This window comes from Ruegeria sp. K5 (genome assembly GCF_056531805.1).
In genome coordinates this window covers 412,097-435,418 of the sequence record NZ_JBQFML010000001.1, presented here as the reverse complement: position 1 = coordinate 435,418, position 23,322 = coordinate 412,097, and the positions used below count along the sequence as shown (strand labels likewise).

Below are 23,322 nucleotides of genomic sequence, written 5' to 3'. Positions count from 1 at the left end.
CTAAAAATACCTCCGCCGGAGGCATGGCCCGGAACGGGCCATTCAACGTCACTTCAGATATGGCTCGGGATCAACCGACTCGAACCCCTTACGCACTTCGAAATGCACATAGGCGTTGTCGCCGCCCCGCAGTGCCGCAATCTTCTGCCCGCGCCGGACCCGATCGCCTTTCTTGACGGCAATATTATCTACATTGGCATAGACCGTCAGCAGGTCATTGTTGTGCTTGACCACGATGATCGGCACCTGATCCGCATCTGCTGTGATGGCCGCAACAGTCCCCGCCTCAGCCGCCTGAACGGATGTACCCGGCGCGGCAGCGATATCGATGCCTTCGTTTTTGCCCTTCTCATAGGTCCGGATGATCTTGCCGGATACCGGCAGTGACAGCGCCGATGTGCCCGTATTGCTGGGGGCTTCGGCAGTAACGTCCGGAGCTTCGGGCGACTCGGTCAGCGGTGCGACCTGTTCATCCGGCAGCGGCTGCGTAGCGCTTGGGGGTGTCGGAGTGGGCGAGCCCTGCCCCGGTTGCGTCACGTTGGTTGCCTCAGCCGCCGGGGCCGCCGCAGCCGCGCGCGGCGCAGGCTGGTTCTTGACAGGGATCAACAGGTACTGACCTTCGCGGATCGCAAAATCCGGACCCAACCCGTTCCATTCTGCCAGCGATTCAACCGGAACCTGATAAAGGCGCGATACCGTATAAGCTGTTTCGCCCCGTTTGACCTTGTGCTGGATCGGTTCAGGCCCAGCGGGCACTGGGGCCGGGGCTGGCGCGGTTCTGGCCGGTTCCAGCGTTGTAGTCTGAACCGAGCCCGTCTCGGGCGCCTGATCAATGGCCGAGCCCGCGATTGACGCGATATCGACACCGCTGGATGCCCCGACCGAGCGCGGCAGAGCCAAGACCTCGCCCTCGCGCAGCTTGTCTGTTGTCTGCAACCCATTGAACCGCGATAGCTCGCCTTCGGGCAGGCCCACACGCGCGGCCACGTCGCGGACGGTATCGCCCCGGCGGGCCACGGCGACCTGATAGTTCGGATAGGTGATCACACCACGCGCATCCGGTGCCGGACGGCTGGCCGTGGCGCTTTGCGCGGCACCGGTGGTCGAAAACCCACCGATCTGCCCCCGCAGGTCATAATCCAGCGGCCCTTCGCACCCGGCAAGAATTGCCAAGGCAGCGACCCCGGTAACACAGCGGCGCATTGCCGATTTGGAAACTGCTCTCATCACGTCGATCCTCAACACCTGCCCCTGTTCTCCGGGGTTTTGGCGACAAAACTCTAAGACCTGTTATGCCTCGTCCTTTCCCAGCCCCTCAAGCAGGGGCACGAAACGAACGGACGTCAATTCGTCGTAATCCAGTCCATCCTCGGTGCGCGTCACCTTGATCAGCTGCTGCACTGCATCCGACTGTCCTACGGGTAGCACCATGATACCCCCGATTTTAAGCTGCGCCAAGAGCGGGCCCGGAGGATCCTCGGCCGCCGCTGTCACGATGATACGATCAAAGGGCGCTTGTTCCGGCAGACCAAACGAGCCGTCCGACAACATCGCGGTTACATTGGTCAGTCTCATATCGCGAAACAACTGACCGGTTTCGTTGACCAGCCGGCGGTGCCGCTCGACCGTATAAACCCGGCGTGCGAGTTTCGACAGGATAGCCGCCTGATAGCCCGATCCGGTGCCGACCTCCAGAACCGTGTCCCGGGGGCGTACCTCCAGCGCCTGCGTCATCAGCCCAACGACCGAGGGCTGGCTGATCGTCTGCCCGCAGGCGATAGGCAGCGGCATGTCCTCATAGGCGCGGTCCGCGAACAGACCGGTCACAAAGCGGCCCCGGTCGACCTGCTCCATCGCGGCCAGCACGCGCGCATCTGTCACGCCCCGTTTGCGCAGGGCAAACAGGAACTGCATTACGGTTTCGGGGTCCAGTCCGCTCATTCGATCGACTTCAACGCCTCAAGCGCATCATGCGCTGTCAGATCCGCCCGCATCGGCGTGACCGAGATATACCCGGCCAGATTGACCGCCGCATCCGTGCCGGGCGCGGTCGGATTGTGCTGATACCCGCCCTTGATCCACAAAAACCGCCGCCCCGAAGGTGAGCTGTGCGGCTCGACCGAGAACCGCGTGTCGCGGCGAAAGCCTTGGGGCGCGATGCGGGTGCCCAGAACCTCATCCGCCGGGACCGGCGGGAAATTCACGTTGTAAAACAGGCGGTAATCGCTTTGCTCAGCGGGGGTGGCATCCAGAATACGCCGCACCAGATCGGCCCCAAAGCGCGCGGCAGCCTCGAACGGATCGTCCAGCCCCAGATTGCGCGGCCCGAAATATTGCGACAAGGCGATTGCGGGTACGCCTTGCAAAGCGGCCTCCATCGCGCCGCCAATTGTGCCGGAATAAAGCGTATTCTCGGCAGAATTATTACCCCGGTTTACCCCAGACAGCACCAGATCAGGCGGCGCGTCCTTCATCACATCATGCAGCCCCGCCAACACGCAATCCGCCGGAGAGCCTTCGGCCGCAAACCGACGCTCGCCCAGTTTGGCGACCATCATCGGATGGGTGTAGCTGATGCAATGCCCGACGCCTGATTGCTCGAACGCCGGGGCGACAACCCAAACCTCGCCGTCCGGCCCGGCCAGGTCTTTGGCAATCGCCTCAAGCGTAATCAAACCCGGCGCGTTGATCCCGTCATCATTGGTCAAAAGAATACGCATGTGCCCGATCATCCCCACGTTTCGCCCTTGATAGACCCGCCCTTGCGTTGCGGCAAGCAAAGCGCATACGCAATCTGAGGCTTTCGCGCACCACTTTGGCGGAAATTGCGGCCTAGACCGGGAATACGAAGCAGCGGTCGCGCCGGATGGTCAGCCACATAACGCGCCCGGGATTGGGCACAAACACGTTTGGCACCGTCACTTTCAGGATCGAGCCGTCATGGTCCATCCGAAACTCGACCAGGCTTTCATTGCCCAGAAAACGCGCACGTTCCACGGTGCCGCGTGCGGCAACCCCATCGGTGGCGGTGGGCGATGGACCTTTGCCGTTGCGGTCGAAATCCAGCTTTATGTGTTGCGGGCGAAAGACGATCTCGACATCGGTGCCATCCGGGATGCCGGGGGCAAGGAACTGACCAAATGGCGTCTGCGCCAAAGCGCCATTCACTTCGGCCCGCAAAACATTGACATCGCTGAAGAAAGCAACCGCCGCCTTGTCGGCTGGTCTTGTGTAGACGTTATAGGGCGCGCCTTGCTGTACGATCTTGCCACGGCGCATCAGGGCGATCTCGTCGGCCATGCGCATCGCCTCTTCGGGTTCATGCGTGACCAGCAGAACGGCGGCATCCTCTTCTTTCAGGATTGCCAGCGTCTCATCCCGGATACCGTCGCGCAGACGATTGTCGAGGCCCGAGAAAGGCTCGTCCATCAGCATGATGCGGGGACGCGGCGCCAAAGCGCGGGCCAGCGCGACACGTTGCTGTTCGCCTCCTGACAATTGATGCGGAAACCCGTCGATGAAGCGCATCAGGTCGACTTTGCGCAGCAACTCCTCAACCCGGGCGCGTTTTTCGTCTTTGCTGCCCTTCAGGCCGAAGGCGACGTTCTGGGCCACGCTCAGATGCGGGAACAGGGCAAAATCCTGAAACATCAGCCCGATCTCGCGCCGTTCGGGCGGCACCCGGAACACCGTGTCGCAGATCAGCTTGCCATCGACATAGATTTCGCCCGAGTCCTGCATCTCGACCCCGGCAATCATGCGCAAGGTGGTGGATTTGCCGCAACCCGACGGCCCCAGCAGGCACGTCACCTGCCCAGCCTGAATGGTCAGCGACACGTCATCGACAACGACCCGCCCTTCGAACCGGCGGACCATATTGCGAATTTCCAGACGTGGAGGAGTTGCGTCTTCTGTCACCAAGGGACCCCGTTGCCTTTCCCGATCAAAAGCATCGGGCTTGGGCGGGGATAGCAACCCCGCCCCGCAGGTTCAAGGGATCAGCAGCACCCGCCCGACGATGCAGCCTCGCCAACCGCTTCAAACGGGCTTTCGCCGCCGCAGCCATCGAAGATGCCATAATGGGTCGAGAAATCGCCGATAAAGTCGAAATGACGCGCAAAACGCGTGTCTTTCAGCATCATCCAGGTGTTGCCGCAAACCGGAAAGACCTTGCCTGTTTCAATCGCGTGGTGGTCGTCCAACTCGAACAGATGCGGCGCGTTGGGGATGGTGCCCTTGTAGATCACGGCCTGCCCGTAATCCTCGCAGGCCGGTTCCAGTTCGGGCAGTTTGAACAGCCGATAGGTGGCAGACAGGAAGTTCAGCGGTGCAACCCGCTGCTCCAGCACCGGGTTTTCGATGGTCAGCGGACGATGGGTGACACGACGCGGATCACCAAAGCCTGCTTTGCGCGAGATCGACAGGAAATCGTTCCAATACAGCGCGCCCGACAGGCATTCGCCATACAGAACCTCATCCTCGGCCATCGCCTGCGGGATACGGCGGTCGGCGTAGACGTCCGAGAAATACATCTCGCCGCCGTCTTTCAGCAAACGATGCGCGCCCCGCAGAACGGCCTCTTTGTCGGTTGCCAGGTTGATGACGCAGTTCGAAACAATGATGTCGAAGGAACCGGGCTCCAGGTCCAGCTCGTCAAGTTTTTCGATATAGCCGTGGTGAAATTCGACATTGCTGGCCACGTATCCAAATGCCTCGGCGTGATAATCCTGATGGGCGCGGGCCACAACCAGCTGTTCGGGTGTCATGTCCACGCCAACCACCCGGCCTGTTTCGCCCACCATCGCGGACAGGGCATAGACGTCCCGACCCGCGCCGCAACCCAGATCGAGGATGCTCATCCCCTCCAAATCAAGCGGCGCGATCAGACCGCAGCCGTAGTAGCGGGTCAGCACCTCATCGTGCAGTTTAGACAGGATACGCTTGAGGTGATCCGGCATGTCATCCGGCGTGCAGCAGGCATTGGTTTGCAGATCCGCACTGCTTTGCAGCACTTCGCCATAGTAGTTCTGCACCGATTCATGCTTCATCTCAGCTTTCCTTTCGCAAACAGCTGCACCGCAGCTAGTGCACGGCTGCGCCCGGTGCAATCCGGCATGTGGGGTTTTGACGAAAGCGTGAGGGGGGATTTAACCCAACAGATCGAAATCGATCCCCGCCCGCACCCTGCCATTGACCTGAACCTCAAGCCGGTGCGCGCCGGGCACCAGCTTGAACGTCGTGGCATCTCCCTTCAGCTTGTGCCGCTTGTCCAGTCGCAGCTTTCCATCTTTCAGAACGGCTTGTTTCAACTTGTGCACCTTGGCTGAGGTTTTTCCACCAGGGCGTTGAAAGTGAATGATATAATCCACAAGCACAGGCTGCCCATCCGGGCCTTTCAGATCCACCGAGAACTCCAGTGCCTCGCCAATCCGGGCCTGCGTGTTGAGGTCAATCGTCACTGCCACGTCGGCGTCAGGATCATAACCCAGCATCGCCATCGCCCCCGGATGACCAGCCTTAACAAGGCCCCGCAGCGTGTGCGATGTCATCCAAGCCAGTTCATCCGCGTCCTGCGCGCCCGCATCCCGCCACTGTTGCAGCCGCGCCAGCACCTGATCAGGCTGTTTCTTGGAAACATCATTCAAATGGTTTGCGACCGATCGGGTGACATAGCGTGTCGGATCGCTGTGCAGCCGGTCCAGCAAAGGCAACGGATCATCCAGTTCCAGCCCGATGGCCTGCCCCCATGGCAGACGCGGACGGGTGCCTTCGCTGACCAACCGACGCACGTGATAGCTGTCATGCGCGCACCAGTCCTGCATCCGGGCCAGAACCTGATCGGGCCAGCGGTTCAGAAACGGGCGGATCGCCCACTCCATCGAAAAGCGCTGCGTGATCTCGGCCAGCAGGTCCAGCGACTGATCAGGGTTTTCCAACCCAACCGACACCACCCACTCACCCAAAGGGGCAAAGATGAAATCGCCGAAATCATCATCGGTTTTTGTCGGATCCAAAGGCGGAGGAAGCGCGCGCAGGATTACGGGCGCGACCTGCGGCAGTTCACCCGGAACAACCTCTTGCAGGCAGTCCGCGATCCACGTCATCCGCTCTTTCAACTCAAGCTCAAGCAGGCGCGACATGACCCGTGCGTGAAATGCATCCGCGTCAAAGGATGCATCGGCCTTGGCGAACAACCCCGCGAGATAACGGGTTTTTTCATCGTTAAACAGCTGGTCTTTCAGCGAAAACCCTTGCGTCATGGCTACATTGTCAGATTGGTTGCGCCACCGTCCAGCAGGATATTCTGCCCGACGATGAACCCGGCATGTTGCGAACACAGGAAGGCACAGGCGGCCCCGAATTCGGCGCGTGTGCCGTAACGGCGCGCGGGGATCGTGGCCGCGCGCGCAGCACGCGCTTCATCCATCGAAATCCCTTGCTGCGCCGCCACGCCGCTGTCGAGCGAATCCGCCCTGTCCGTCGCATGAATGCCCGGCAGCAGGTTGTTGATGGTCACCCCGTTTGGCGCGACCTGCCGGGCCGTCCCGGCAACATACCCTGTCAGCCCGGTGCGTGCGGCATTCGATAGGCCAAGCACCGCAATCGGCGCACGCACGGATTGCGAGGTGATGTTGACCACCCTGCCCCAGCCCTTGTCCATCATCCCCGGCAACAGCGCTTTCATGAAGGCAATCGGTGTCAGCATGTTGGCGTCCAGCGCCTTGATGAAATCTTCGCGGTCCCAGTCTGACCACATTCCCGGCGGTGGCCCGCCTGCGTTATTCACCAGAATATCCACGCCCTGCGCGGCCTCGATCACCTGCGCCTGCCCCTGGGCCGAGGTCACATCGCAGGCCACCGTCTGAACATCCACGCCGTGGTCCGAACGAAGGCGGGCCGCTTCGGCCTCCAACGCCTCGGCCCCGCGGGCGTTCATCACCAAATCAACGCCTGCTTCGGCCAAGGTTTCGGCGCACCCAAGACCCAATCCCTTGCTGCTGGCACAGACCAGCGCGCGTTTGCCGCGAATTCCAAGATCCATTCTGATCCTCCCTGTCCTGCCTTATCTTGCACCGGCCCGACCGGAAGGACCAGACGAGCTTTGTCAGTAGAAAAACTCCTCGCGCACGATTTTTCCGTCCGCGACGTGGTAAATCGCCACCTCGCGCATATCAAAGCTTTCGCCGCTGTCTTTCACCGTGCCCTGAACCTCGAAGATCACGGCAAAGCGGTCGTCGCCGTGCAGAAACGGCCCACCAACCGTTGCGCCAGAGACGTCGTGCGCGTTTTCCCACCAATCGTGCTTGCCTCGAATGCCTTCGAGGCCCTGGGTTTCCCGGCCCATACCCGACATGTCCTGCGCCTCGACCGAAACTGCGTCAGGTGCGTAGAGCTTGCTCAGGTTTTCCTTGGCCCGGTTCTCGCGGCATCCCGCGACCAGTTCTTCGGCGATTTCTTTCAAATTCATTGGTCCACTCCATATTTTGTTCACTATATGTTCCTTCTGTCACAACCCGCCGATTCGAACCACCCCTTTGTCTTGCCTCGGCGGGATTCCCCGCCTATACGCGCGTTTATGCTTGATACCTCGAACCAACCCTCTCTGCCGCCCGAGATCGCCCGGCGCCGGACATTCGCCATCATCTCGCACCCGGATGCGGGTAAGACGACGCTGACGGAAAAGTTCCTGCTGTACGGGGGCGCGATTCAGATGGCCGGTCAGGTGCGCGCCAAGGGTGAGGCACGGCGGACCCGGTCGGACTTTATGCAGATGGAAAAGGATCGCGGCATCTCGGTCTCGGCCTCGGCGATGTCGTTCGACTATGGGAACTTCCGGTTCAATCTGGTGGACACGCCCGGCCACTCGGATTTTTCCGAGGATACCTATCGCACGCTGACCGCCGTGGATGCCGCCGTGATGGTGATAGACGGCGCGAAAGGTGTGGAAAGCCAGACGCAGAAACTGTTCGAGGTTTGCCGCCTGCGCGATCTGCCGATCCTGACCTTCTGTAACAAGATGGACCGCGAAAGCCGCGATACGTTCGAGATCATCGACGAAATTCAGGAAATGCTGGCCATCGACGTCACGCCTGCCGCGTGGCCGATTGGCGTGGGTCGCGACTTCATCGGCTGCTATGACATGCTGCGTGACCGGCTGGAACTGATGGACCGCGCCGACCGCAACAAAGTGGCCGAAAGCATTGAAATCGACGGGCTGGACGACCCGAAACTGGCCGAGCACGTGCCCGAGCACCTGTTGGAAAAACTGCTGGAAGAGGTCGAGATGGCGCGCGAATTGCTGCCCGCGCTGGACCCGCAAGCGGTGCTTGAGGGGCATATGACCCCGATCTGGTTCGGCTCGGCCATCAACTCGTTCGGCGTCAAGGAACTGATGGAAGGCATCGGCGCCTATGGCCCCCAGCCGCAGGTGCAATCGGCAGAACCACGTCAGATTGCGCCCGACGAGAAGAAAGTCGCAGGCTTTGTGTTCAAGGTGCAGGCCAATATGGACCCCAAGCACCGCGACCGGGTGGCGTTCGTGCGAATGGCAAGCGGCCATTTCAAGCGTGGCATGAAGCTGACCCATGTGCGGTCGAAAAAGCCGATGGCCATTTCGAACCCCGTTCTGTTCCTCGCCTCCGACCGCGAACTGGCGGATGAGGCTTGGGCCGGGGACATCATCGGCATCCCCAACCACGGTCAGCTGCGCATCGGTGACACCCTGACCGAGGGCGAGGCGCTGCGTGTGACCGGCATCCCGTCCTTTGCGCCGGAACTACTGCAGGGCGTCCGCGCGGGCGATCCGATGAAGGCCAAGCATCTGGAAAAAGCCCTGATGCAATTTGCCGAGGAAGGCGCGGCCAAGGTGTTCAAACCCTCGATCGGGTCAGGCTTTATCGTCGGCGTCGTCGGCGCGCTGCAATTCGAAGTGCTTGCCAGCCGGATCGAGATGGAATACGGCCTGCCCGTGCGCTTCGAGGCGTCGCAATTCACTTCGGCCCGCTGGGTCAGCGGTGACAAGGCCGAGGTCGAAAAGTTCGTCAACGCCAACAAGCAGCACATCGCCCATGATCATGACGGCGACATCGTCTATCTGACGCGTTTGCAATGGGACATCGACCGGGTCGTGCGCGACTATCCGGCGCTGAACCTGACTGCGACCAAGGAAATGATGGTCTGACCAAGGCTAGGGGTTTATCGCCTTGAGATACGTGGAAAAGACGTAGCCGATATACCCTTGCCTAGTGCGAACGCGCCACCACTCGCCATCGACACCCAGTCGCTCCACGGTTGTACGTTCGGGCAGCGCCCCGATTTTTTCACCGCCGGGTGTGCGGCGCAAATTCAGTGTTGAAGGCGCGACACCCGTCACACGGTATCTTGGGGCCTTCGCGTCTTCGGGCATCGCGTCCGCAGCAATCAACGGGCCATCATCCAGCGCGGCGGCGACGCTGGACCGCAGCAACTGTCCGACTTCTTCATACCCCTTGACCGACAGGTCAAAGGCCAGCCGCACAATGTCCCATTTGCCGTTTTGCGGGACGTTCAGATTGGGCTCGACCTCGGCATGGGTCAGGATCTTGGTGGGCGTGACCAATATGTTATATTTCTCGGCCAGATCCGCCACGACCAGCATTCCCTGATCCCACTGGGTTCGCGTCATGGGATAGTTGCCGGGATCGAAAGGCGACCGTTCAGCCCCGAGCATGCAGCACAGCGACACACCAATCGCGCCTGTGTTGGCACCGCGTGTGTGCCGCGCATAGTTCGAGCTCATGGGGCGTGCATTTTCGGCAATCGACTTATTTCCGCGCACAAGGGTGCCGTCGGATTCGACTAGAATGTGATAGCTGTTCTTATCATTGGCATTGGCGCTATGCGCTCCGGCCGTCCAATGAAGATGGATGCGCTCCATATTGACATCGGGCATCCATGACGCGGGAACAACACGAGGCATTGTAATCTCCTCAATAACAAATGTAAGAACTCTTAAAGTGGCGCTATCGTATCACATTTCGGCACAGGCTCAAAAACAGACCCCGCCACAATGACTTGCATGGCTTCAGACCAAGACAATCACACGCACGTTCCCACCTGGGGTATCGTGTCTATGGTGCGGGGGTCTGCCGAGGACATCCTTGGCTTTGTCGCGCACCATCTGGAGCTTGGGGCGGACCAACTATACATCTACCTTGACGAACCCAACCGGCGCGCCTTTCGGGCACTTCGCGCGCATCCAAAGGTTCAGGTGCGGCTTTGTGACGACGCGTTCTGGGCGAAACGAAAACGCACCCGGCCGGAAAAGCACCAGATCCGTCAAACCGTGCACGCCACCCATATCTACAAACGTACCAATCTGGACTGGCTGGCCCATATCGATGTGGATGAGTTCCTGTGGTCGTCCGAGCCGATTGCGGATGTTCTGCGCTCGGTTCCGGCCGACATTCCCGGTTTTCGGGTGCGCCCGATCGAGGCGCTGGCCGGGGGCGACGACCTGTACAAAGCGCACATTCCCAAGGGGCCAGGCCGCGAGGCGCTGGTGCAGGACCTCTACCCCACCTATGGCGGGTTCGTGCTGGGTGGATTTCTAAGCCACGTGCAGGGCAAGCTGTTCGTGCGGGCCGGATTGCCGAACCTGAGCTTTCGAATCCACAACCTGTTCCAGAACAAGAAACTGCTGCCCTGCAAAACCGAACTGCACCAGCTTGAGCTGTGCCACCGCCACGCACCGGACTGGGACCATTGGATCGGTCACTATGATTTCCGAATGAATCGAGGCTCTTACCAGCCAGGAATGTCGCCCAACGTACCGCGTTACAAAGGCGGTCTGAGCAAGAACGAACTGCTCAGCTGGATCGAGGCCGAGCAAGGCATGGACGGGCTGCGGGCCTTCTACGCGGAGATGAGCGGTCAGAACCCGGACGTGCGTGCGCGGCTGGAACAACACGGGCTGATCCGGCACAGGCCCTTGAACCTGCCCGACAAGATCGCGAAACACTTTCCCGGAAGGGCCTGAATTGTTGCGCAAAATCCCGATTTGACGCAACCGCGTAACGTCAGACTGGTCTTCATTTGACCCTGACCTACCTTTTTGTTATGTCCGCGCCCAAAGCCGAAACGCGCCTGTTGCGCGTGGCCATCCGGGCCCGGCAGATTTTGATGCGCGGGCCAGGTCAAGTGTCCGCTTGAACCGGACATACATGACAAAGTTTAACGAACTGAACCTGAACCCGAAGGTCCTCAAAGCCATTGAGGAAGCCGGATACGAAACCCCCACTCCGATCCAGGAAGGCGCGATACCGCCTGCGCTTGAAGGCAAGGACGTTCTGGGCATTGCGCAAACCGGCACAGGTAAAACCGCCAGCTTCACGCTGCCGATGATCACCCTGCTGGCCCGTGGTCGCGCCCGCGCGCGGATGCCGCGCTCGCTGGTGCTGTGCCCGACGCGCGAGCTGGCCGCGCAGGTGGCCGAGAATTTCGACACCTATTCCAAGCACCTGAAACTCACCAAGGCGCTGCTGATCGGCGGCGTCAGCTTTAAGGAGCAAGAGGCGCTGATCGACCGGGGCGTCGACGTCCTGATTGCCACTCCGGGCCGCCTTTTGGACCATTTCGAGCGCGGCAAGCTGCTGCTGACAGGCGTTCAGATCATGGTGGTAGACGAAGCCGACCGGATGCTGGATATGGGCTTTATCCCCGACATCGAGCGCATCTTCTCGTTGACGCCTTTCACCCGTCAAACCCTGTTCTTCTCGGCCACCATGGCGTCCGAGATCGAACGCATCACCGACACGTTCCTGTCCGCCCCCGCCCGGATCGAAGTTGCCCGTCAGGCCACCGCCTCCGAGACCATCGAACAGGGCGTCGTCATGTTCAAAGGTGGGCGTCGGGATCGCGAGGCCAGTGGAAAGCGCAAAGTTCTGCGCGCATTGATCGATGCCGAGGGTGAGAAATGCACCAACGCGATCATCTTCTGCAACCGCAAGACCGATGTGGACATCTGCGCCAAGTCGCTGAAGAAATACGGCTATAACGCCGCCGCGATCCATGGCGATTTGGATCAGTCCCAGCGAATGAAAACGCTGGACGGGTTCCGCGATGGATCGCTGCGTTTGCTGGTGGCATCAGACGTGGCCGCGCGCGGGTTGGACATTCCATCGGTCAGCCATGTGTTCAACTTCGACGTGCCCGGCCATGCCGAGGATTACGTGCACCGTATCGGCCGTACCGGTCGCGCGGGCCGCGAAGGCAAGGCTGTTACAATCTGCTCGGGCCGTGATGAGAAGGCGCTGGATGCGATTGAGAAGCTAATCCAGAAGGACATTCCGCGCATCGACAACCCGGTAAAGGACGAGCCGAAGCCGGACACGCCCAAGCCCGAGAAAAAGGCCAAGCCCGCGGACGAGAAAAAGCGCGACCGCAAGAAGGATGAGCGTAAGCAGGACAAGCCCGCCAAGGGCCGTGGTCGCCGGGACGATACTGGCCCAGCGGTTGTCGGCATGGGTGATCATCTGCCCAGCTTCATCGCGCTGAGCTTCGACGAACGCCGCGCCAGCTAGATCGTCAGCACCAGCGTCAGTATCGAGACGCCCAGCAAACCCATCCCGGCGATTTCGCGCCGGGTGATGGTCTCGCGGAAGAACAGGATCGAGGCCAGAAGGCTGAGTATCAGCTCAACCTGCCCCAGCGCTTTGACATAGGCCGCGTTTTGCAAGGTGAAGGCCAGAAACCAGCAGAACGACCCACCGAGGCTGGTCAGCCCGACGAAAACGCCGGTGGATCGGGTTTCCCAGACCGCACGCAACTCGGCCCGGTCGCGCCACAGTAGCCACAGGCCCATGCCGAGAAACTGGAACGTGACCACAGCCGCCAAGGTCACTAAGGCGCGGAACCAGGCGTCAATATCCCCGAGTTCCAAAGACGCACCGCGATAGCTGACGGCTGAGAAGGCAAACAGAACGCCAGAGCCAAGCCCCAGCTGCGACGCGCGGTTGGTCAGATGACGCCACCACGCCCCGTCCCCGCCCGGTGTTTTGGACAACAAGAGAACCGCCAGCAATCCCAACAGGATCGCGCCAAGCGCCCCGGCTGAGACCTTATCCCCAAGGATCAGAAACCCGACAATTGCGGTCTGGATGACCTCGGTCTTCTTAAAGGTAATCCCCACCGCAAAATTGCGCTGTTTGAACAGGGCGACCACACAGACCGTCGCCAATATCTGTGCTGTTCCACCGATGGCAACAAACAGCCAGAACTGCGCCGTCAGCGGTGGCATCGCCGCACCGGTCACCCACAGCGCTACGGCCAGCCCCAAAACCGCCAGCGGCATTGAATAGGCAAACCGCGCAAAGGTTGCACCAGCCGCAGACAGTTTCACGCTGCTCAGCGATTTTTGCAGCATGAACCGCACCGTCTGGAACGAGGCGGCTGCGATGGTGACGGGAATCCACAAGCTCATGGCTTCCCTTCTGTCGCGAAATCAGGGCTTTGGCCAGAGCGGATGGGCCACCGGGTCTTTCGCCCGCCAGAAATACTCTTTGAATATCTGTGCGTAAGACCGATAGACATACGCCTCGTTGCACGCCTGATACCGCTCTTTCCCGGCCCGATAGAGCGCAGGCAGCTGATACCAAGGCGCGGATGGGTTCATGTGATGAACAACGTGCAAGTTGTTGTTCAAAAACAGAAAGGACAACAACCCTCGATCTTCGATTATCACGGTCCGGGCGCGCGATTTCTCATGCGCGCGGTGTTCCAGGAAGGTGCGGATTTTGACCAGCCCCAAACCGATATAGGCCGACAGGAGAAATCCCCAGACCGGCATGGCCGACTGCGCAACAACCCACAAAACCACTGCGACGCCCGGAATATGCAGCGCCCAGGCCAGCAGAACCGCGCGATCCCCCCGGATCATCCCCTGCCATTCGTCCCGAACAAACATCACCTGCCCAATAGCCGGGCCCAGCACGATCCGGCCCAGAAGCGTGTTGTTGATTGCGAACAGCCGCTTCTTCCACCCGGATAATTGCGCCCAGATTTTGGGGTCCAAGTAATTCGTCTCGGGGTCGTCATAAGGATCGGTCAGGTTGGCATCCTGATGATGCGCAAGATGCAGATCGCGGAAGCGATTGAACGGGATGAACAGTGTCAGGGGCAAGGCCAACAGCGCCTCGTTCAACCATTTGGCGCGGAAAGGATGGCCGTGCAGCGCCTCATGCGTCAGCGAAGAATGCAAGGCCCCAACCAACCCCATCGCCGGAATCGCCAGCCATAACGACCAGGCGGCCAACCAAAACAGCACCGCAAGCCAAGTGGCATAGCACGCGACGATCAGCGCAAACGTGCCCCATTCGGGCGTCTTCGGCGTCGTTGGCTCACCCATGGCGGCCCCACGAAATCGCGGCCCAAATGCGCTCGTAGAGCACATAAAGCGTCAAACCAATGGCCGTATTGACCAGCGCCAGCGCACCACCAATGGCCGCCGATCCGGTTGCGACAAGACCGACCAAAGTCATGACCGCCAACCCAACAGCATTCCAAATGATTGCTTTCACGACCGATCTTCGTCGCGTTTCCATTCCGGACCCCAGTTTTTTTGTTCTCACAAAAGTGTTACTTACTGGTCCGGGCGTTGGGAATTCTGAATATGATTAACAAAATTCATCACCTGTGATATTTTCAAACATATGGATGAAAAACTCGACAAACGCGTCCGCGCTGCGCAGTTTCGCCTGCGACTGACCCGCGCGATGGAGGACCGCCATGTCAGCCAAAGCGCTCTGGCCCGCAGTATCGGGGTAGACCGGTCCACGGTGTCTCAACTACTGGCCGATGAAGGCGCGCGCTTGCCCAATGCGCATGTGATCGGCGGCTGTGCTTCGGCGCTTGGGGTTTCAGCGGATTGGCTGCTGAGCCTGTCGAACCGCCCCGAAAGCGCGGCGGAACTACTGGCCAGTTCCCTGACCATGACCGAAGCCCCCCGCGCACTGGTGGATGAGCGGATTTTTCAATGGCATCAAGAGGCTGCGGGCTACAAAATCCGCTATGTGCCGGCTACTCTACCCGACATGCTCAAGACCCGCGCGGTGCTGGAATGGGAATACGCCCCGCATCTGGGTCGCACGGCAGATCAGGCCATCGGTGCCTCCGAGGATCGTCTGTCCTGGATGCGCAGCGCGCAGTCAGACTATGAAATCGCCATGCCGCTGTTTGAAATGCGCAGCTTTGCGCAGGCCGAGGGATACTATCAGGGCCTGCCGCTTTCTGTCCGCCTGGAACAAATCGACCACCTGCTGAGCCTCTGCGAACAGCTCTACCCACGTTTGCGCATCTATCTGTTCGACGCAAAACGCCTGTATTCCGCGCCGGTCACAATCTTCGGCCCGCTGCTGTGTGTTTTCTATGCTGGCGGTCACTATATGGCCTTCCGGGACCGCGACCGGATCGAGGTTTTCACCCGCCACTTCGACACATTGATCCGCGAGGCGGATATGACAGCGCGCCATTTTCCAGAACATCTGCGCCAGTTGCGCGCCCAGATTGCCGACGGCTGAGGGCTAAAGGAAATCCCCCAATCGTGCGATTTGGCGGGTCGTGTAGTATAGTGACCGCGCGAACCCTCAGACATTCCATGGAGGATGACAGGAATGGACGCATTACAGACTGCCCAATATGCACGCGCATTGTACACGGCCCATGGCGACCAGGCCGAGGCGGAAGCCGCTAAAAAGATGCGCGAATGTGAGGCCGCCGGAAACACGCAGGAAGCCAAAGACTGGCAGGCCGTGCGCAGCACAATCCGCCAGATCCGCGGCCCGAATCAAGGCTGACAAAGCAGATCAGAGTTTCGGGTCAGGATTGACCGTGTGACCATCCACCGCGATGACCTGCCCCGAAACCAGCCGCGCCGCGTCCGAGGCCAGAAAGACCGCCATTTCAGCAATATCATGCGCCTCGACAAAGCGCCCCATTGAGGTGCCCGAGGCATAGCCCGCATAGACCTGATCCCGTGTCATGCCCTTTGCGGCGGCTTCGCGCTGCAGGACGCCTTCCATGCGCGGGCCTTCAACAGCGCCCGGACAAATCACGTTGCAGCGCACGCCATGGGGCCCAAGTTCCATCGCCAACGTCTTGCCCAGCCCGATCACACCCCATTTGGCAGCCGCATAAGGCGCGCGGTTCGGATAGCCATATTGCCCGGCCGTGGATGATGTGATGATCACCGCACCGCGCCCGTCACGTTTCAGCATCGGCACTGCGTATTTTGAACACAGAAACGCGCCTTCAAGATTGACGGAAAGGCAGTTTTTCCAATCCGTTAAAGACACATCCTCAACCAGTGCGGTTGGCCCGGCCACACCTGCATTGGCGCACAGAACGTCCAACCCGCCCCAGGCCTGTTCCAGTTGCGCGAAAACCTCGGCGACATGCGCCTCGTCCGACACATCTGCCTTGGATGACTGCCAATGGTCCGGGCAACCCTGCAAAGCGTCCTCGTCGACATCCACCACCCAAACCTGCGCCCCTGCGGCATCAAACGCCTCGGCCATCGCCCGCCCGACGCCCGAGGCGCCTGCGGTGATCAACACCCGCTGCGTCATGCGGGTTTTCGGATCGCGGCACCCGCTCCTTCCGGATACGGCAAATCAGCCTGCGCGCTGGTAATCCGGGCCATGGCGGCTTCGATCTCGGGCGACGGCGGGCTTGGGCGGCGGGTCTGCAGGCTGACATGCAGCAGGAAACTCTCACCCGTGGCCAAAAGCGTGTCGCCTTCATACATGCTGTGGAACAGGTGCAGCTTCTTGCCCTGCCCCAACAGCATTTGCGTGCGCACCTCGATCTTCGCGCCTGCATGTGCCTCATCATGATAGCGGATGTGGTTTTCGGCGGTGAAATAGCTGCCACCCGAGGCGATATAGTCCGCATCGCAGCCGATGATTTCCATGAACCGGTCGGTTGCAGCGGCAAACGCCTCCAAATACTTCGCCTCGTTCATGTGGCCGTTGTAATCTGTCCAATCCAACGGCACCGCACGCGACAGGGTCAGGATTGGCTGGCTCAGATCCGCCTGATCCAGCGTCGGCAACGCGCCCGGTTTCAGCAGCGCGTCATGCCGGTTCAACACCGCCCCTGCGCCGTAATCCTGCGCCTTCAGCGCCCGCATCATGCCCACAAGGTTATTGTCGCGAATGCGTTCAAGTTCCCGGATCGAATGCATCCCGGACTGCGCATCCGACTGATCCGCGATCATATCGACCAGTTCATCAGTGAACTCGGGCACATCCATCAGCTTGGTCCACGGCCATTTCAAAGCAGGCCCGAACTGCGCCATGAAATGCCGCATCCCGGCCTCACCACCGGCCACGCGATAAGTCTCGAACAACCCCATCTGGGCCCAGCGAATTCCAAAGCCCATGCGGATGGCCTCATCCACCTCTTCGGTCGTGGCGATCCCGTCCTTGACCAGCCACAGCGCCTCGCGCCAAACCGCCTCCAGAAAGCGGTCCGCGATATGCGCGTCGATCTCTTTCTTGATGTGCAGGGGGAAGAATCCAACCGATTTCAACAGCTCCTGCGCACGCTCCACCATCTCGGGCGGGTTCTTGGCGGTCGGCACCAACTCGATCAAAGGCAGCAGATAGACCGGGTTGAACGGATGCGTCACCACAATCTGCTCGGGCCGCAGCGCGCCTTCCTGCAATTCCGACGGCTTGAACCCGCTGGTCGAAGAGCCAATGATCGCGCCCGGATCGCACGCCTCCTGCAACCCTTTGTAAACCTTCAGCTTCAAATCCAGGCGTTCCGGCACGCTCTCCTGAATCCAGATCGCACCCCGAACGGCGTCCCCAATTTCATCGTGGAAGGTCAACGCCCCCTCGGGCGGCAAAGGTACATCGCTCAACCCCGGCAAAGACCGCCGCGCATTGTCCAGAACCTCACCAATCTTGCGCTCGGCTTCCGGGTCCGGGTCGAATACCCGCACATCCCAGCCATTGAGCAGAAACCGGGCAGCCCATCCGCCGCCGATCACACCACCGCCGATGATCGCCGCTGTTTTCATCGCACCACGCCTCATTCAAATCGCGTTCTTCATCTTTTTCCAAATACTCCGGGGGTTTGGGGGCTGGCCCCCAATTTCCCCGCAGGTGTCACTTCGCAACCGGTGCCCGCTTCACCAGGCCCAGCTTCTCGCGCACCTCCTGCGGTCCAATCACCCGCGCGCCCATGTTCTCGATGATGGTGCCCGCGCGTTCGACCAACTGCCAGTTCTCAGCCAAGACGCCCTTGTCCAGCCACAGATTATCCTCAAGCCCGACACGCACATTGCCCCCTGCCAGCACCGTTGCCGCCACATAGGCCATTTGGTTCCGCCCCAGCGAAAACGCGCTGAACGTCCAGTCATCCGGTACATTATTCACCATCGCCATGAACGTGTTCAGATCATCCGGCGCGCCCCAGGGCACCCCCATGCACAGTTGCACCAGCGCATTCGGCTCCAGAATCCCCTCTTTCACCAACTGCTTGGCAAACCACAAATGACCGGTGTCAAAGGCCTCGACCTCAGGCTTCACGCCCATATCGGTCATCATCTGCCCCATCGCCCGCAGCGCACCGGGGGTGTTGGTCATGACATAGTCGGCCTCGGCAAAGTTCATCGTGCCGCAGTCCAGCGTGCAAATCTCTGGCAGACACTCAGCAATATGCGCCACCCGTTCCGAGGCCCCGATCATGTCGGTTCCGGCTTCATTCACCGGGAACGGGCTCTCGACCCCGCCAAACACGATGTCCCCGCCCATACCCGCCGTCAGGTTCAAGACCACATCCACGTCGGCATCACGAATACGGTCCGTCACCTCGCGATACAGATCCAGCCGACGGCTGGGTGCGCCGGTCTCAGGGTCGCGCACATGGCAATGCACCACCGCCGCACCGGCCTTGGCGGCAGCAATTGCGCTATCGGCAATCTGTTGCGGCGAGCGCGGCACATGCGGGCTGCGATCCTGCGTTCCACCCGAGCCGGTAACAGCGCAGGTAATGAAGACATCGCGGTTCATTTCCAGAGGCATGGTGTTTTCCCCAAGTTATACCCGGTTTCGCCCTGAGTTTTCCCCAGGCTTCTCCCCGGCAATCGATTTGCGTTCACCCCCGACTCTGACGCAGCCTTGGGGAAACACTTGCCAGAATGCGAATCGAACTTGATGAAATCCGCAAAAAACATACTCCAGCCCGAACATCGCGCCCTGAAAACGGCGGTGTTGGTGCTGGATGAATGCAACACGCTCAGCTTCGCCTCGGCGGTTGATCCGATGCGCGCCGCCAACCGTCTGGCGGACCGCCCGGCTTTTGACTGGGACTACGTGACCGCCACAGCGGAACCCGCGATGCTGACCAGCGCGCTGAGCGTCCCCGGCATCCCCTTGGCGCGGCTGCAAAGCTGCGACCTGATGATCGTCGTGGCCGGGTTCCAACTGGCCCGCCACGCCACCCCCAGCCTGCTGGCCGGTCTGCGCCGTATTGCCAGCACGGGTGCCACAATGGCCGGCATTGACGGCGGCCCCTGGTTGCTGGCCGAGGCTGGTCTGCTGGATGGCCACGCGGCCACAACCCACTGGGAAGACCTCGACAACTTCGCGGCCCGCTTCCCCGAGGTAGATGTCCGCCCCGACCGCTTCACAGTATCCGAAAACCGCCTGACATCCGGCGGCGCGATCCCGGCGGTCGAGATGATGTTGCACATCATCGCCGCGCGTCACGGCGCAGGCTTTGCCGCGCGCGTCTCGGGCCTGTTCCTGTACGAAGGCGCGCCGGAACCCACCAAACCGCAAAGCCGCACGGGTGCTCCGCTCCGCCATACTGCGCTGACAGCCAAAGCGAACAGCCTGATGGAATCGGCGCTCGACGACCCCCTGCCGCTCGCCTATATCGCCGACCGTCTGGGCACCAGCCCGCGCACGCTGCAACAGCAGTTCCGCCTGCGCCTCAACACCACGCCGCAAGACCACTACCTGCAACTGCGCCTGGCCGAGGCCCGCCGCCTTGTCACCGACACCGACATGCCACTGATGGATGTGGCACTTGCGACAGGCTTCACCTCACAATCCAGCTTCGCCCGCGCCTTCCGCACCGCCCATGGCCAATCGGCCCGCGACCTGAGGCAAGAGCGCGCGCACCCCACCCATCACTGACCGGATCCGCTTCATCTGGCCAAAAATACCTCGGGGGAGTCGCCAAAGGCGACGGGGGCAGAGCCCCCTAAAACGGCATCGGATGCGCGCGATGCGCATGTCCAATGTCCTTCAGAACCTCAGCGGAAAGCTGCAGGTCTGTCCCGGCGATGATATGTTCCAACTGCGCCACCGAAGTCGCACCGAAAATGGCCGACATCATGAAGGGCCGCGTCCGGCACCATGCCAGCGCCATATGGGTGGGGTCCAGACCATGCGCCGAGGCAACCTCGAGATAGGCTGCCACCGCATCAAACACCCGGTCCGACTTGCGCCCGCCCATCTCGGCCGAGATCGACATGCGCGATCCTTCGGGCACCGCGCCGCCCTGATACTTGCCGGTCAAAAACCCCGCCGCCAAAGGTGAAAACGCCATCAGGCCCACGTCTTCATGAACGCTCAGCTCGGCCATGTCGGTGTCGAAATGCCGGCACAGCAGCGAATACTCATTCTGCACCGACGCGACCCGAGGCGCGCCCATCTGTTCGGACAGGCGCAGCCACTGCGCGATGCCCCAGGCGCTTTCATTCGACAGGCCGAAGGCGCGGATGTTGCCCTTATCGACCTGCGTCTGCAGGGCCTCAAGGCACTCCTGCATGTTCTCCAGAACCTCGTTGGTGTTGTGACCCGACGGGGAATAATTCCAGTTCTGCCGGAACATGTAGCTGCCGCGATTGGGCCAGTGAAACTGATAAAGGTCGATATATTCAGTCTGCAACCGCCGCAGAGAGCCTTCGATTGCCTCAGGGATGGTCTGCGCCGAAATCGGCGCGCCGTCGCGCACGTAAGACATGCCCGACCCCGAATGCTTGGTGGCCAGAACATAGTCGCCCCGGCGCGCCGCGTTGGCCGCGTTCCAGTTGCCCAGGATCTCCTCGGTTCGCCCGATGGTTTCCTTCGAGACCGGATTCACCGGATACATCTCGGCGGCATCGACGAAATTGATCCCTGCCCCCAGCGCCAGATCCATCTGCGCGTGCGCATCCGCCTCGGACGTCTGCATCCCGAAGGTCATCGTTCCCAGACACAGATCAGAGACCATGATGCCGGTACGACCCAATGGCTTCATTTCCATCCGTCACCCTCCTGAAATTTGCGACAGCCGCGCGTTACGCCTCGGCTTTCTTTTCCCAACGGCCCGATTCTTCGGACCAGTACTGTGCCGAACACCCCGCGCCGGTCAGGGCTTTCCACTGTCCGCGCGCTTGGTTAACGGCCTGTTCGTCATTGCCATCAAACAGGATGCAGACGCGGTCAAGTGCTGCAACCTCATCCGGTTCCACCGCAGCCCCGTCCACCGACATAACGCATGTGGCGTCATTTGCCGCCTGCATGTCCGAGGTCAGCAGGATCGGCTGCATCGCATCATGTGGCCCGCCTGCGCGGCCATGGGGCAGGAACGCTTCCTCGGGCCCCAGCCACAGCTTTTCATCCAGCCAGTCCAGCCGGGCGGGATCGGTGCCCCGCACGGCAATCCGCCACCCGGCCTGCCGCGCTTTGTCCAGCAGCACCGGCAAAGTGTGCTCCAGCGGCCTCTGGGTCAGGTGGTAGAAATAGACGGCCCCCATGGTTTACTCGAAATTGTCCTGCACAAAGCGGCTGAGCGCACGGACCCCCCAGCCAGTGGCCCCCTTGGGCGCGTAGGAGGTCTCGGACGCGACCGAGGCCACCCCGGCAATGTCCAAATGAATCCACGGCGTGTCATCCTTGACGAACCGTTGCAGAAACTGTGCCGCCGTGATCGAGCCTGCGGGCCGTCCGCCCACATTCTTCATATCGGCAATGCGGGATTTCAATTGCTTGTCATACGCCTCACCCAGCGGCATCCGCCATGCGCCCTCATCCTCGGCCCGCGCCGATTTCAGGAAGGCATCGCAGAACGTGTCATTGTTCGAGAAGACACCGGCATTTTCGTGCCCAAGCCCGATGATGATCGCACCAGTCAGGGTCGCCAGATCGATCATGCCCACCGGTTCGAACCGCTCCTGCGCGTACCACATCACGTCGCACAGCACCAAGCGCCCCTCGGCATCGGTGTTGATGATCTCGACCGTGTCGCCCTTCATCGATTTGACCACATCGCCGGGACGTGTGGCGTTGCCCGAGGGCATGTTCTCGACCAGACCAACAAGCCCCACAACATTGGCCTTGGCCTTGCGTTTGGCCAGCGCCCGCATGGTGCCCGCAACAACACCCGCGCCGCCCATATCCATGGTCATGTCTTCCATGCCACCAGCCGGTTTCAGCGAGATACCACCGGTATCAAACACCACGCCCTTGCCGACCAGCGCCAGAGGCGCATCGTCCTTGTCACCGCCATTCCACTGCATGACGACCACTTTCGACGGGCTGTCCGAGCCCTGCCCGACGCTCAGCAATGTGCGCATGCCCAGTTCGGCTAGCTTGTCCTCGTCCAGCACTTCGACCTCAAGACCCAGCTCGGCCATCTCGGCCAAACGATCCGCGAATTCGGTGGTGGTCAGCACATTTGCGGGCTCGTTGGTCAGGTCGCGGGTCATCCGCACACCGTCGGCGACCGCATACATCGGCGCAAAGGCGGCTTCGACTTCGTCCGGTTTCTGGTGACTGATCGTGACCGTGCCCGGCGCGTCGCTTTCCTTGGTTTTGTGCGCGTCAAAATCATAGCAACGCAGGGCAAAGCCCAACGCCAGATCCTCGGTGCGGGCAAGATTTCCGGCCATGACCAGCAAAGGTTGATTGTCCGACAGCTTGGCCAGCTTTGCCCCGGCCTTTCGCGCTTCATCTGCATCAGGGCGGCGCGGCAGGATCAGGATATCCAGCGCCTCGGCCGCCATTCCGCTTGGCCAGGCCAGCGACACCACATCCCCGACATTCACCTTTTCAAACCGGTCGCTTTCCAGCAGCCGCGCCACGGCCCCGCGCGTCAGGCGATTGGCGCGTTTGGCCGCCGGGCTCAGCTTTCGGTCCGCGGGAATGACGACGACGACACGCCCCTCGGCCTGTGCCATCGCGTCCACGTCGAAGGCCTGAAACTGGATGGGGACTAGACTGCTCATTGCGCGCTCCTCAAAATCTGTTCCCCAAGACCTAGCCCGCGTCGCCCGGCTTGACCAGA

24 protein-coding genes are annotated in these 23,322 nt (G+C 60.9%); 6 read left to right on the top strand and 18 right to left on the bottom strand.

The window, feature by feature from the left end; all coding sequences use genetic code 11:
* Positions 1 to 48: 48 nt before the first annotated feature.
* From ACR0MO_RS02265 to ACR0MO_RS02230, 8 genes are all read right to left on the bottom strand, one after another.
* The gene (locus tag ACR0MO_RS02265) at positions 49 to 1,227 is read right to left on the bottom strand and encodes a peptidoglycan DD-metalloendopeptidase family protein (protein WP_480626087.1); all 1,179 of its coding nucleotides are present in this window, start codon (positions 1,225 to 1,227) and stop codon (positions 49 to 51) included.
* Between the two features lie 63 nt (positions 1,228 to 1,290).
* The gene (locus tag ACR0MO_RS02260) at positions 1,291 to 1,941 is read right to left on the bottom strand and encodes a protein-L-isoaspartate(D-aspartate) O-methyltransferase (RefSeq protein ID WP_170621906.1); all 651 of its coding nucleotides are present in this window, start codon (positions 1,939 to 1,941) and stop codon (positions 1,291 to 1,293) included.
* Positions 1,938 to 2,720, bottom strand: coding sequence for a 5'/3'-nucleotidase SurE (surE, locus tag ACR0MO_RS02255; RefSeq protein WP_480889499.1), 783 nt, complete (start codon positions 2,718 to 2,720; stop codon positions 1,938 to 1,940). Before surE ends, ACR0MO_RS02260 begins: the two co-directional genes overlap by 4 nt.
* A gap of 112 nt (positions 2,721 to 2,832) precedes the next feature.
* The gene (locus ACR0MO_RS02250; RefSeq protein WP_480582206.1) at positions 2,833 to 3,876 is read right to left on the bottom strand and encodes an ABC transporter ATP-binding protein; all 1,044 of its coding nucleotides are present in this window, start codon (positions 3,874 to 3,876) and stop codon (positions 2,833 to 2,835) included.
* Between the two features lie 122 nt (positions 3,877 to 3,998).
* The gene (locus ACR0MO_RS02245) at positions 3,999 to 5,048 is read right to left on the bottom strand and encodes a methyltransferase domain-containing protein (RefSeq protein WP_480889496.1); all 1,050 of its coding nucleotides are present in this window, start codon (positions 5,046 to 5,048) and stop codon (positions 3,999 to 4,001) included.
* A 99-nt stretch (positions 5,049 to 5,147) separates the two neighbouring features.
* Positions 5,148 to 6,260 (bottom strand): hypothetical protein, encoded by a 1,113-nt coding sequence (locus ACR0MO_RS02240; RefSeq protein WP_480889494.1) that lies wholly within the window; start codon positions 6,258 to 6,260, stop codon positions 5,148 to 5,150.
* A 2-nt stretch (positions 6,261 to 6,262) separates the two neighbouring features.
* The gene (locus ACR0MO_RS02235) at positions 6,263 to 7,042 is read right to left on the bottom strand and encodes an SDR family oxidoreductase (RefSeq protein WP_170450182.1); all 780 of its coding nucleotides are present in this window, start codon (positions 7,040 to 7,042) and stop codon (positions 6,263 to 6,265) included.
* 63 nt (positions 7,043 to 7,105) lie between these two features.
* Positions 7,106 to 7,468 (bottom strand): nuclear transport factor 2 family protein, encoded by a 363-nt coding sequence (locus ACR0MO_RS02230; RefSeq protein ID WP_170450180.1) that lies wholly within the window; start codon positions 7,466 to 7,468, stop codon positions 7,106 to 7,108.
* A 108-nt stretch (positions 7,469 to 7,576) separates the two neighbouring features.
* Here ACR0MO_RS02230 and ACR0MO_RS02225 point away from each other — a divergent pair, with 108 nt between their 5' ends.
* Positions 7,577 to 9,181 (top strand): peptide chain release factor 3, encoded by a 1,605-nt coding sequence (locus ACR0MO_RS02225; RefSeq protein WP_480889492.1) that lies wholly within the window; start codon positions 7,577 to 7,579, stop codon positions 9,179 to 9,181.
* A gap of 6 nt (positions 9,182 to 9,187) precedes the next feature.
* Here the strand turns inward: ACR0MO_RS02225 and ACR0MO_RS02220 are convergent, their stop codons facing one another.
* Positions 9,188 to 9,958: an amidase gene (locus ACR0MO_RS02220; protein ID WP_170450176.1), complete on the bottom strand. Its 771-nt coding sequence runs from the start codon at positions 9,956 to 9,958 to the stop codon at positions 9,188 to 9,190.
* A gap of 99 nt (positions 9,959 to 10,057) precedes the next feature.
* On the opposite strand from ACR0MO_RS02220, the gene ACR0MO_RS02215 reads away from it, so the two are divergent.
* Positions 10,058 to 11,017, top strand: a complete 960-nt coding sequence (locus tag ACR0MO_RS02215) for a glycosyltransferase family 2 protein (protein WP_480889490.1) — start codon at positions 10,058 to 10,060, stop codon at positions 11,015 to 11,017.
* Between the two features lie 184 nt (positions 11,018 to 11,201).
* Complete coding sequence (locus tag ACR0MO_RS02210; protein WP_170519057.1) at positions 11,202 to 12,560, top strand: DEAD/DEAH box helicase; 1,359 nt, start codon at positions 11,202 to 11,204, stop codon at positions 12,558 to 12,560.
* Here ACR0MO_RS02210 and ACR0MO_RS02205 read toward each other — a convergent pair.
* From ACR0MO_RS02205 to ACR0MO_RS02195, 3 genes are read right to left on the bottom strand one after another with little or no spacing between them, the layout of a single operon-like run.
* Positions 12,557 to 13,459, bottom strand: coding sequence for an EamA family transporter (locus ACR0MO_RS02205; protein WP_170450172.1), 903 nt, complete (start codon positions 13,457 to 13,459; stop codon positions 12,557 to 12,559). The two genes, ACR0MO_RS02210 and ACR0MO_RS02205, sit on opposite strands and share 4 nt — an antisense overlap.
* Positions 13,460 to 13,480: 21 nt before the next feature.
* Entirely contained in the window at positions 13,481 to 14,383 is a 903-nt protein-coding gene (locus ACR0MO_RS02200; RefSeq protein ID WP_170450170.1) for a fatty acid desaturase, read from the bottom strand.
* On the bottom strand, positions 14,376 to 14,579 hold the full coding sequence (locus ACR0MO_RS02195; protein WP_170450168.1) for a DUF2061 domain-containing protein: 204 nt from the start codon (positions 14,577 to 14,579) through the stop codon (positions 14,376 to 14,378). Before ACR0MO_RS02195 ends, ACR0MO_RS02200 begins: the two co-directional genes overlap by 8 nt.
* 108 nt (positions 14,580 to 14,687) lie before the next feature.
* Between ACR0MO_RS02195 and ACR0MO_RS02190 the strand changes: the two genes are divergently transcribed.
* Positions 14,688 to 15,554, top strand: coding sequence for a helix-turn-helix domain-containing protein (locus ACR0MO_RS02190; protein ID WP_170450166.1), 867 nt, complete (start codon positions 14,688 to 14,690; stop codon positions 15,552 to 15,554).
* Between the two features lie 93 nt (positions 15,555 to 15,647).
* A complete protein-coding gene (locus ACR0MO_RS02185; RefSeq protein ID WP_170450164.1) occupies positions 15,648 to 15,830 on the top strand; it encodes a hypothetical protein in 183 nt (60 codons plus the stop codon).
* Positions 15,831 to 15,839: 9 nt separating this feature from the next.
* Here the strand turns inward: ACR0MO_RS02185 and ACR0MO_RS02180 are convergent, their stop codons facing one another.
* The 3 genes from ACR0MO_RS02180 to bcoG all read right to left on the bottom strand — a co-directional run bounded on the left by ACR0MO_RS02180 (position 15,840) and on the right by bcoG (position 19,067).
* Positions 15,840 to 16,601: an SDR family oxidoreductase gene (locus ACR0MO_RS02180; RefSeq protein ID WP_480780670.1), complete on the bottom strand. Its 762-nt coding sequence runs from the start codon at positions 16,599 to 16,601 to the stop codon at positions 15,840 to 15,842.
* Positions 16,598 to 18,061: a carnitine 3-dehydrogenase gene (locus ACR0MO_RS02175; RefSeq protein ID WP_480889487.1), complete on the bottom strand. Its 1,464-nt coding sequence runs from the start codon at positions 18,059 to 18,061 to the stop codon at positions 16,598 to 16,600. Before ACR0MO_RS02175 ends, ACR0MO_RS02180 begins: the two co-directional genes overlap by 4 nt.
* Positions 18,062 to 18,149: 88 nt before the next feature.
* Entirely contained in the window at positions 18,150 to 19,067 is a 918-nt protein-coding gene (bcoG, locus tag ACR0MO_RS02170; RefSeq protein ID WP_170450158.1) for a 3-dehydrocarnitine:acetyl-CoA trimethylamine transferase BcoG, read from the bottom strand.
* Positions 19,068 to 19,199: 132 nt separating this feature from the next.
* On the opposite strand from bcoG, the gene ACR0MO_RS02165 reads away from it, so the two are divergent.
* The gene (locus tag ACR0MO_RS02165) at positions 19,200 to 20,186 is read left to right on the top strand and encodes a GlxA family transcriptional regulator (protein WP_170450156.1); all 987 of its coding nucleotides are present in this window, start codon (positions 19,200 to 19,202) and stop codon (positions 20,184 to 20,186) included.
* Between the two features lie 67 nt (positions 20,187 to 20,253).
* Here the strand turns inward: ACR0MO_RS02165 and ACR0MO_RS02160 are convergent, their stop codons facing one another.
* The 3 genes from ACR0MO_RS02160 to ACR0MO_RS02150 are packed head-to-tail and all read right to left on the bottom strand — an operon-like array spanning position 20,254 to position 23,263.
* Complete coding sequence (locus tag ACR0MO_RS02160) at positions 20,254 to 21,300, bottom strand: aldo/keto reductase (RefSeq protein ID WP_480889485.1); 1,047 nt, start codon at positions 21,298 to 21,300, stop codon at positions 20,254 to 20,256.
* Between the two features lie 34 nt (positions 21,301 to 21,334).
* Complete coding sequence (locus ACR0MO_RS02155; RefSeq protein ID WP_170629375.1) at positions 21,335 to 21,793, bottom strand: DNA polymerase III subunit chi; 459 nt, start codon at positions 21,791 to 21,793, stop codon at positions 21,335 to 21,337.
* Between the two features lie 3 nt (positions 21,794 to 21,796).
* The gene (locus ACR0MO_RS02150) at positions 21,797 to 23,263 is read right to left on the bottom strand and encodes a leucyl aminopeptidase (RefSeq protein ID WP_480708297.1); all 1,467 of its coding nucleotides are present in this window, start codon (positions 23,261 to 23,263) and stop codon (positions 21,797 to 21,799) included.
* Positions 23,264 to 23,322: the final 59 nt, after the last annotated feature.

What these genes read in the sequence shown, in the direction of transcription:
- ACR0MO_RS02265 (WP_480626087.1), bottom strand. Translation starts at nt 1,227, where the DNA reads ATGAGAGCAGTTTCCAAATCGGCAATGCGCCGCTGTGTTACCGGGGTC.
- ACR0MO_RS02260 (WP_170621906.1), bottom strand. Translation starts at nt 1,941, where the DNA reads ATGAGCGGACTGGACCCCGAAACCGTAATGCAGTTCCTGTTTGCCCTG.
- surE (WP_480889499.1), bottom strand. Translation starts at nt 2,720, where the DNA reads ATGCGTATTCTTTTGACCAATGATGACGGGATCAACGCGCCGGGTTTG.
- ACR0MO_RS02250 (WP_480582206.1), bottom strand. Translation starts at nt 3,876, where the DNA reads ATGGTCCGCCGGTTCGAAGGGCGGGTCGTTGTCGATGACGTGTCGCTG.
- ACR0MO_RS02245 (WP_480889496.1), bottom strand. Translation starts at nt 5,048, where the DNA reads ATGAAGCATGAATCGGTGCAGAACTACTATGGCGAAGTGCTGCAAAGC.
- ACR0MO_RS02240 (WP_480889494.1), bottom strand. Translation starts at nt 6,260, where the DNA reads ATGACGCAAGGGTTTTCGCTGAAAGACCAGCTGTTTAACGATGAAAAA.
- ACR0MO_RS02235 (WP_170450182.1), bottom strand. Translation starts at nt 7,042, where the DNA reads ATGGATCTTGGAATTCGCGGCAAACGCGCGCTGGTCTGTGCCAGCAGC.
- ACR0MO_RS02230 (WP_170450180.1), bottom strand. Translation starts at nt 7,468, where the DNA reads ATGAATTTGAAAGAAATCGCCGAAGAACTGGTCGCGGGATGCCGCGAG.
- ACR0MO_RS02225 (WP_480889492.1), top strand. Translation starts at nt 7,577, where the DNA reads ATGCTTGATACCTCGAACCAACCCTCTCTGCCGCCCGAGATCGCCCGG.
- ACR0MO_RS02220 (WP_170450176.1), bottom strand. Translation starts at nt 9,958, where the DNA reads ATGCCTCGTGTTGTTCCCGCGTCATGGATGCCCGATGTCAATATGGAG.
- ACR0MO_RS02215 (WP_480889490.1), top strand. Translation starts at nt 10,058, where the DNA reads ATGGCTTCAGACCAAGACAATCACACGCACGTTCCCACCTGGGGTATC.
- ACR0MO_RS02210 (WP_170519057.1), top strand. Translation starts at nt 11,202, where the DNA reads ATGACAAAGTTTAACGAACTGAACCTGAACCCGAAGGTCCTCAAAGCC.
- ACR0MO_RS02205 (WP_170450172.1), bottom strand. Translation starts at nt 13,459, where the DNA reads ATGAGCTTGTGGATTCCCGTCACCATCGCAGCCGCCTCGTTCCAGACG.
- ACR0MO_RS02200 (WP_170450170.1), bottom strand. Translation starts at nt 14,383, where the DNA reads ATGGGTGAGCCAACGACGCCGAAGACGCCCGAATGGGGCACGTTTGCG.
- ACR0MO_RS02195 (WP_170450168.1), bottom strand. Translation starts at nt 14,579, where the DNA reads ATGGAAACGCGACGAAGATCGGTCGTGAAAGCAATCATTTGGAATGCT.
- ACR0MO_RS02190 (WP_170450166.1), top strand. Translation starts at nt 14,688, where the DNA reads ATGGATGAAAAACTCGACAAACGCGTCCGCGCTGCGCAGTTTCGCCTG.
- ACR0MO_RS02185 (WP_170450164.1), top strand. Translation starts at nt 15,648, where the DNA reads ATGGACGCATTACAGACTGCCCAATATGCACGCGCATTGTACACGGCC.
- ACR0MO_RS02180 (WP_480780670.1), bottom strand. Translation starts at nt 16,601, where the DNA reads ATGACGCAGCGGGTGTTGATCACCGCAGGCGCCTCGGGCGTCGGGCGG.
- ACR0MO_RS02175 (WP_480889487.1), bottom strand. Translation starts at nt 18,061, where the DNA reads ATGAAAACAGCGGCGATCATCGGCGGTGGTGTGATCGGCGGCGGATGG.
- bcoG (WP_170450158.1), bottom strand. Translation starts at nt 19,067, where the DNA reads ATGCCTCTGGAAATGAACCGCGATGTCTTCATTACCTGCGCTGTTACC.
- ACR0MO_RS02165 (WP_170450156.1), top strand. Translation starts at nt 19,200, where the DNA reads ATGAAATCCGCAAAAAACATACTCCAGCCCGAACATCGCGCCCTGAAA.
- ACR0MO_RS02160 (WP_480889485.1), bottom strand. Translation starts at nt 21,300, where the DNA reads ATGGAAATGAAGCCATTGGGTCGTACCGGCATCATGGTCTCTGATCTG.
- ACR0MO_RS02155 (WP_170629375.1), bottom strand. Translation starts at nt 21,793, where the DNA reads ATGGGGGCCGTCTATTTCTACCACCTGACCCAGAGGCCGCTGGAGCAC.
- ACR0MO_RS02150 (WP_480708297.1), bottom strand. Translation starts at nt 23,263, where the DNA reads ATGAGCAGTCTAGTCCCCATCCAGTTTCAGGCCTTCGACGTGGACGCG.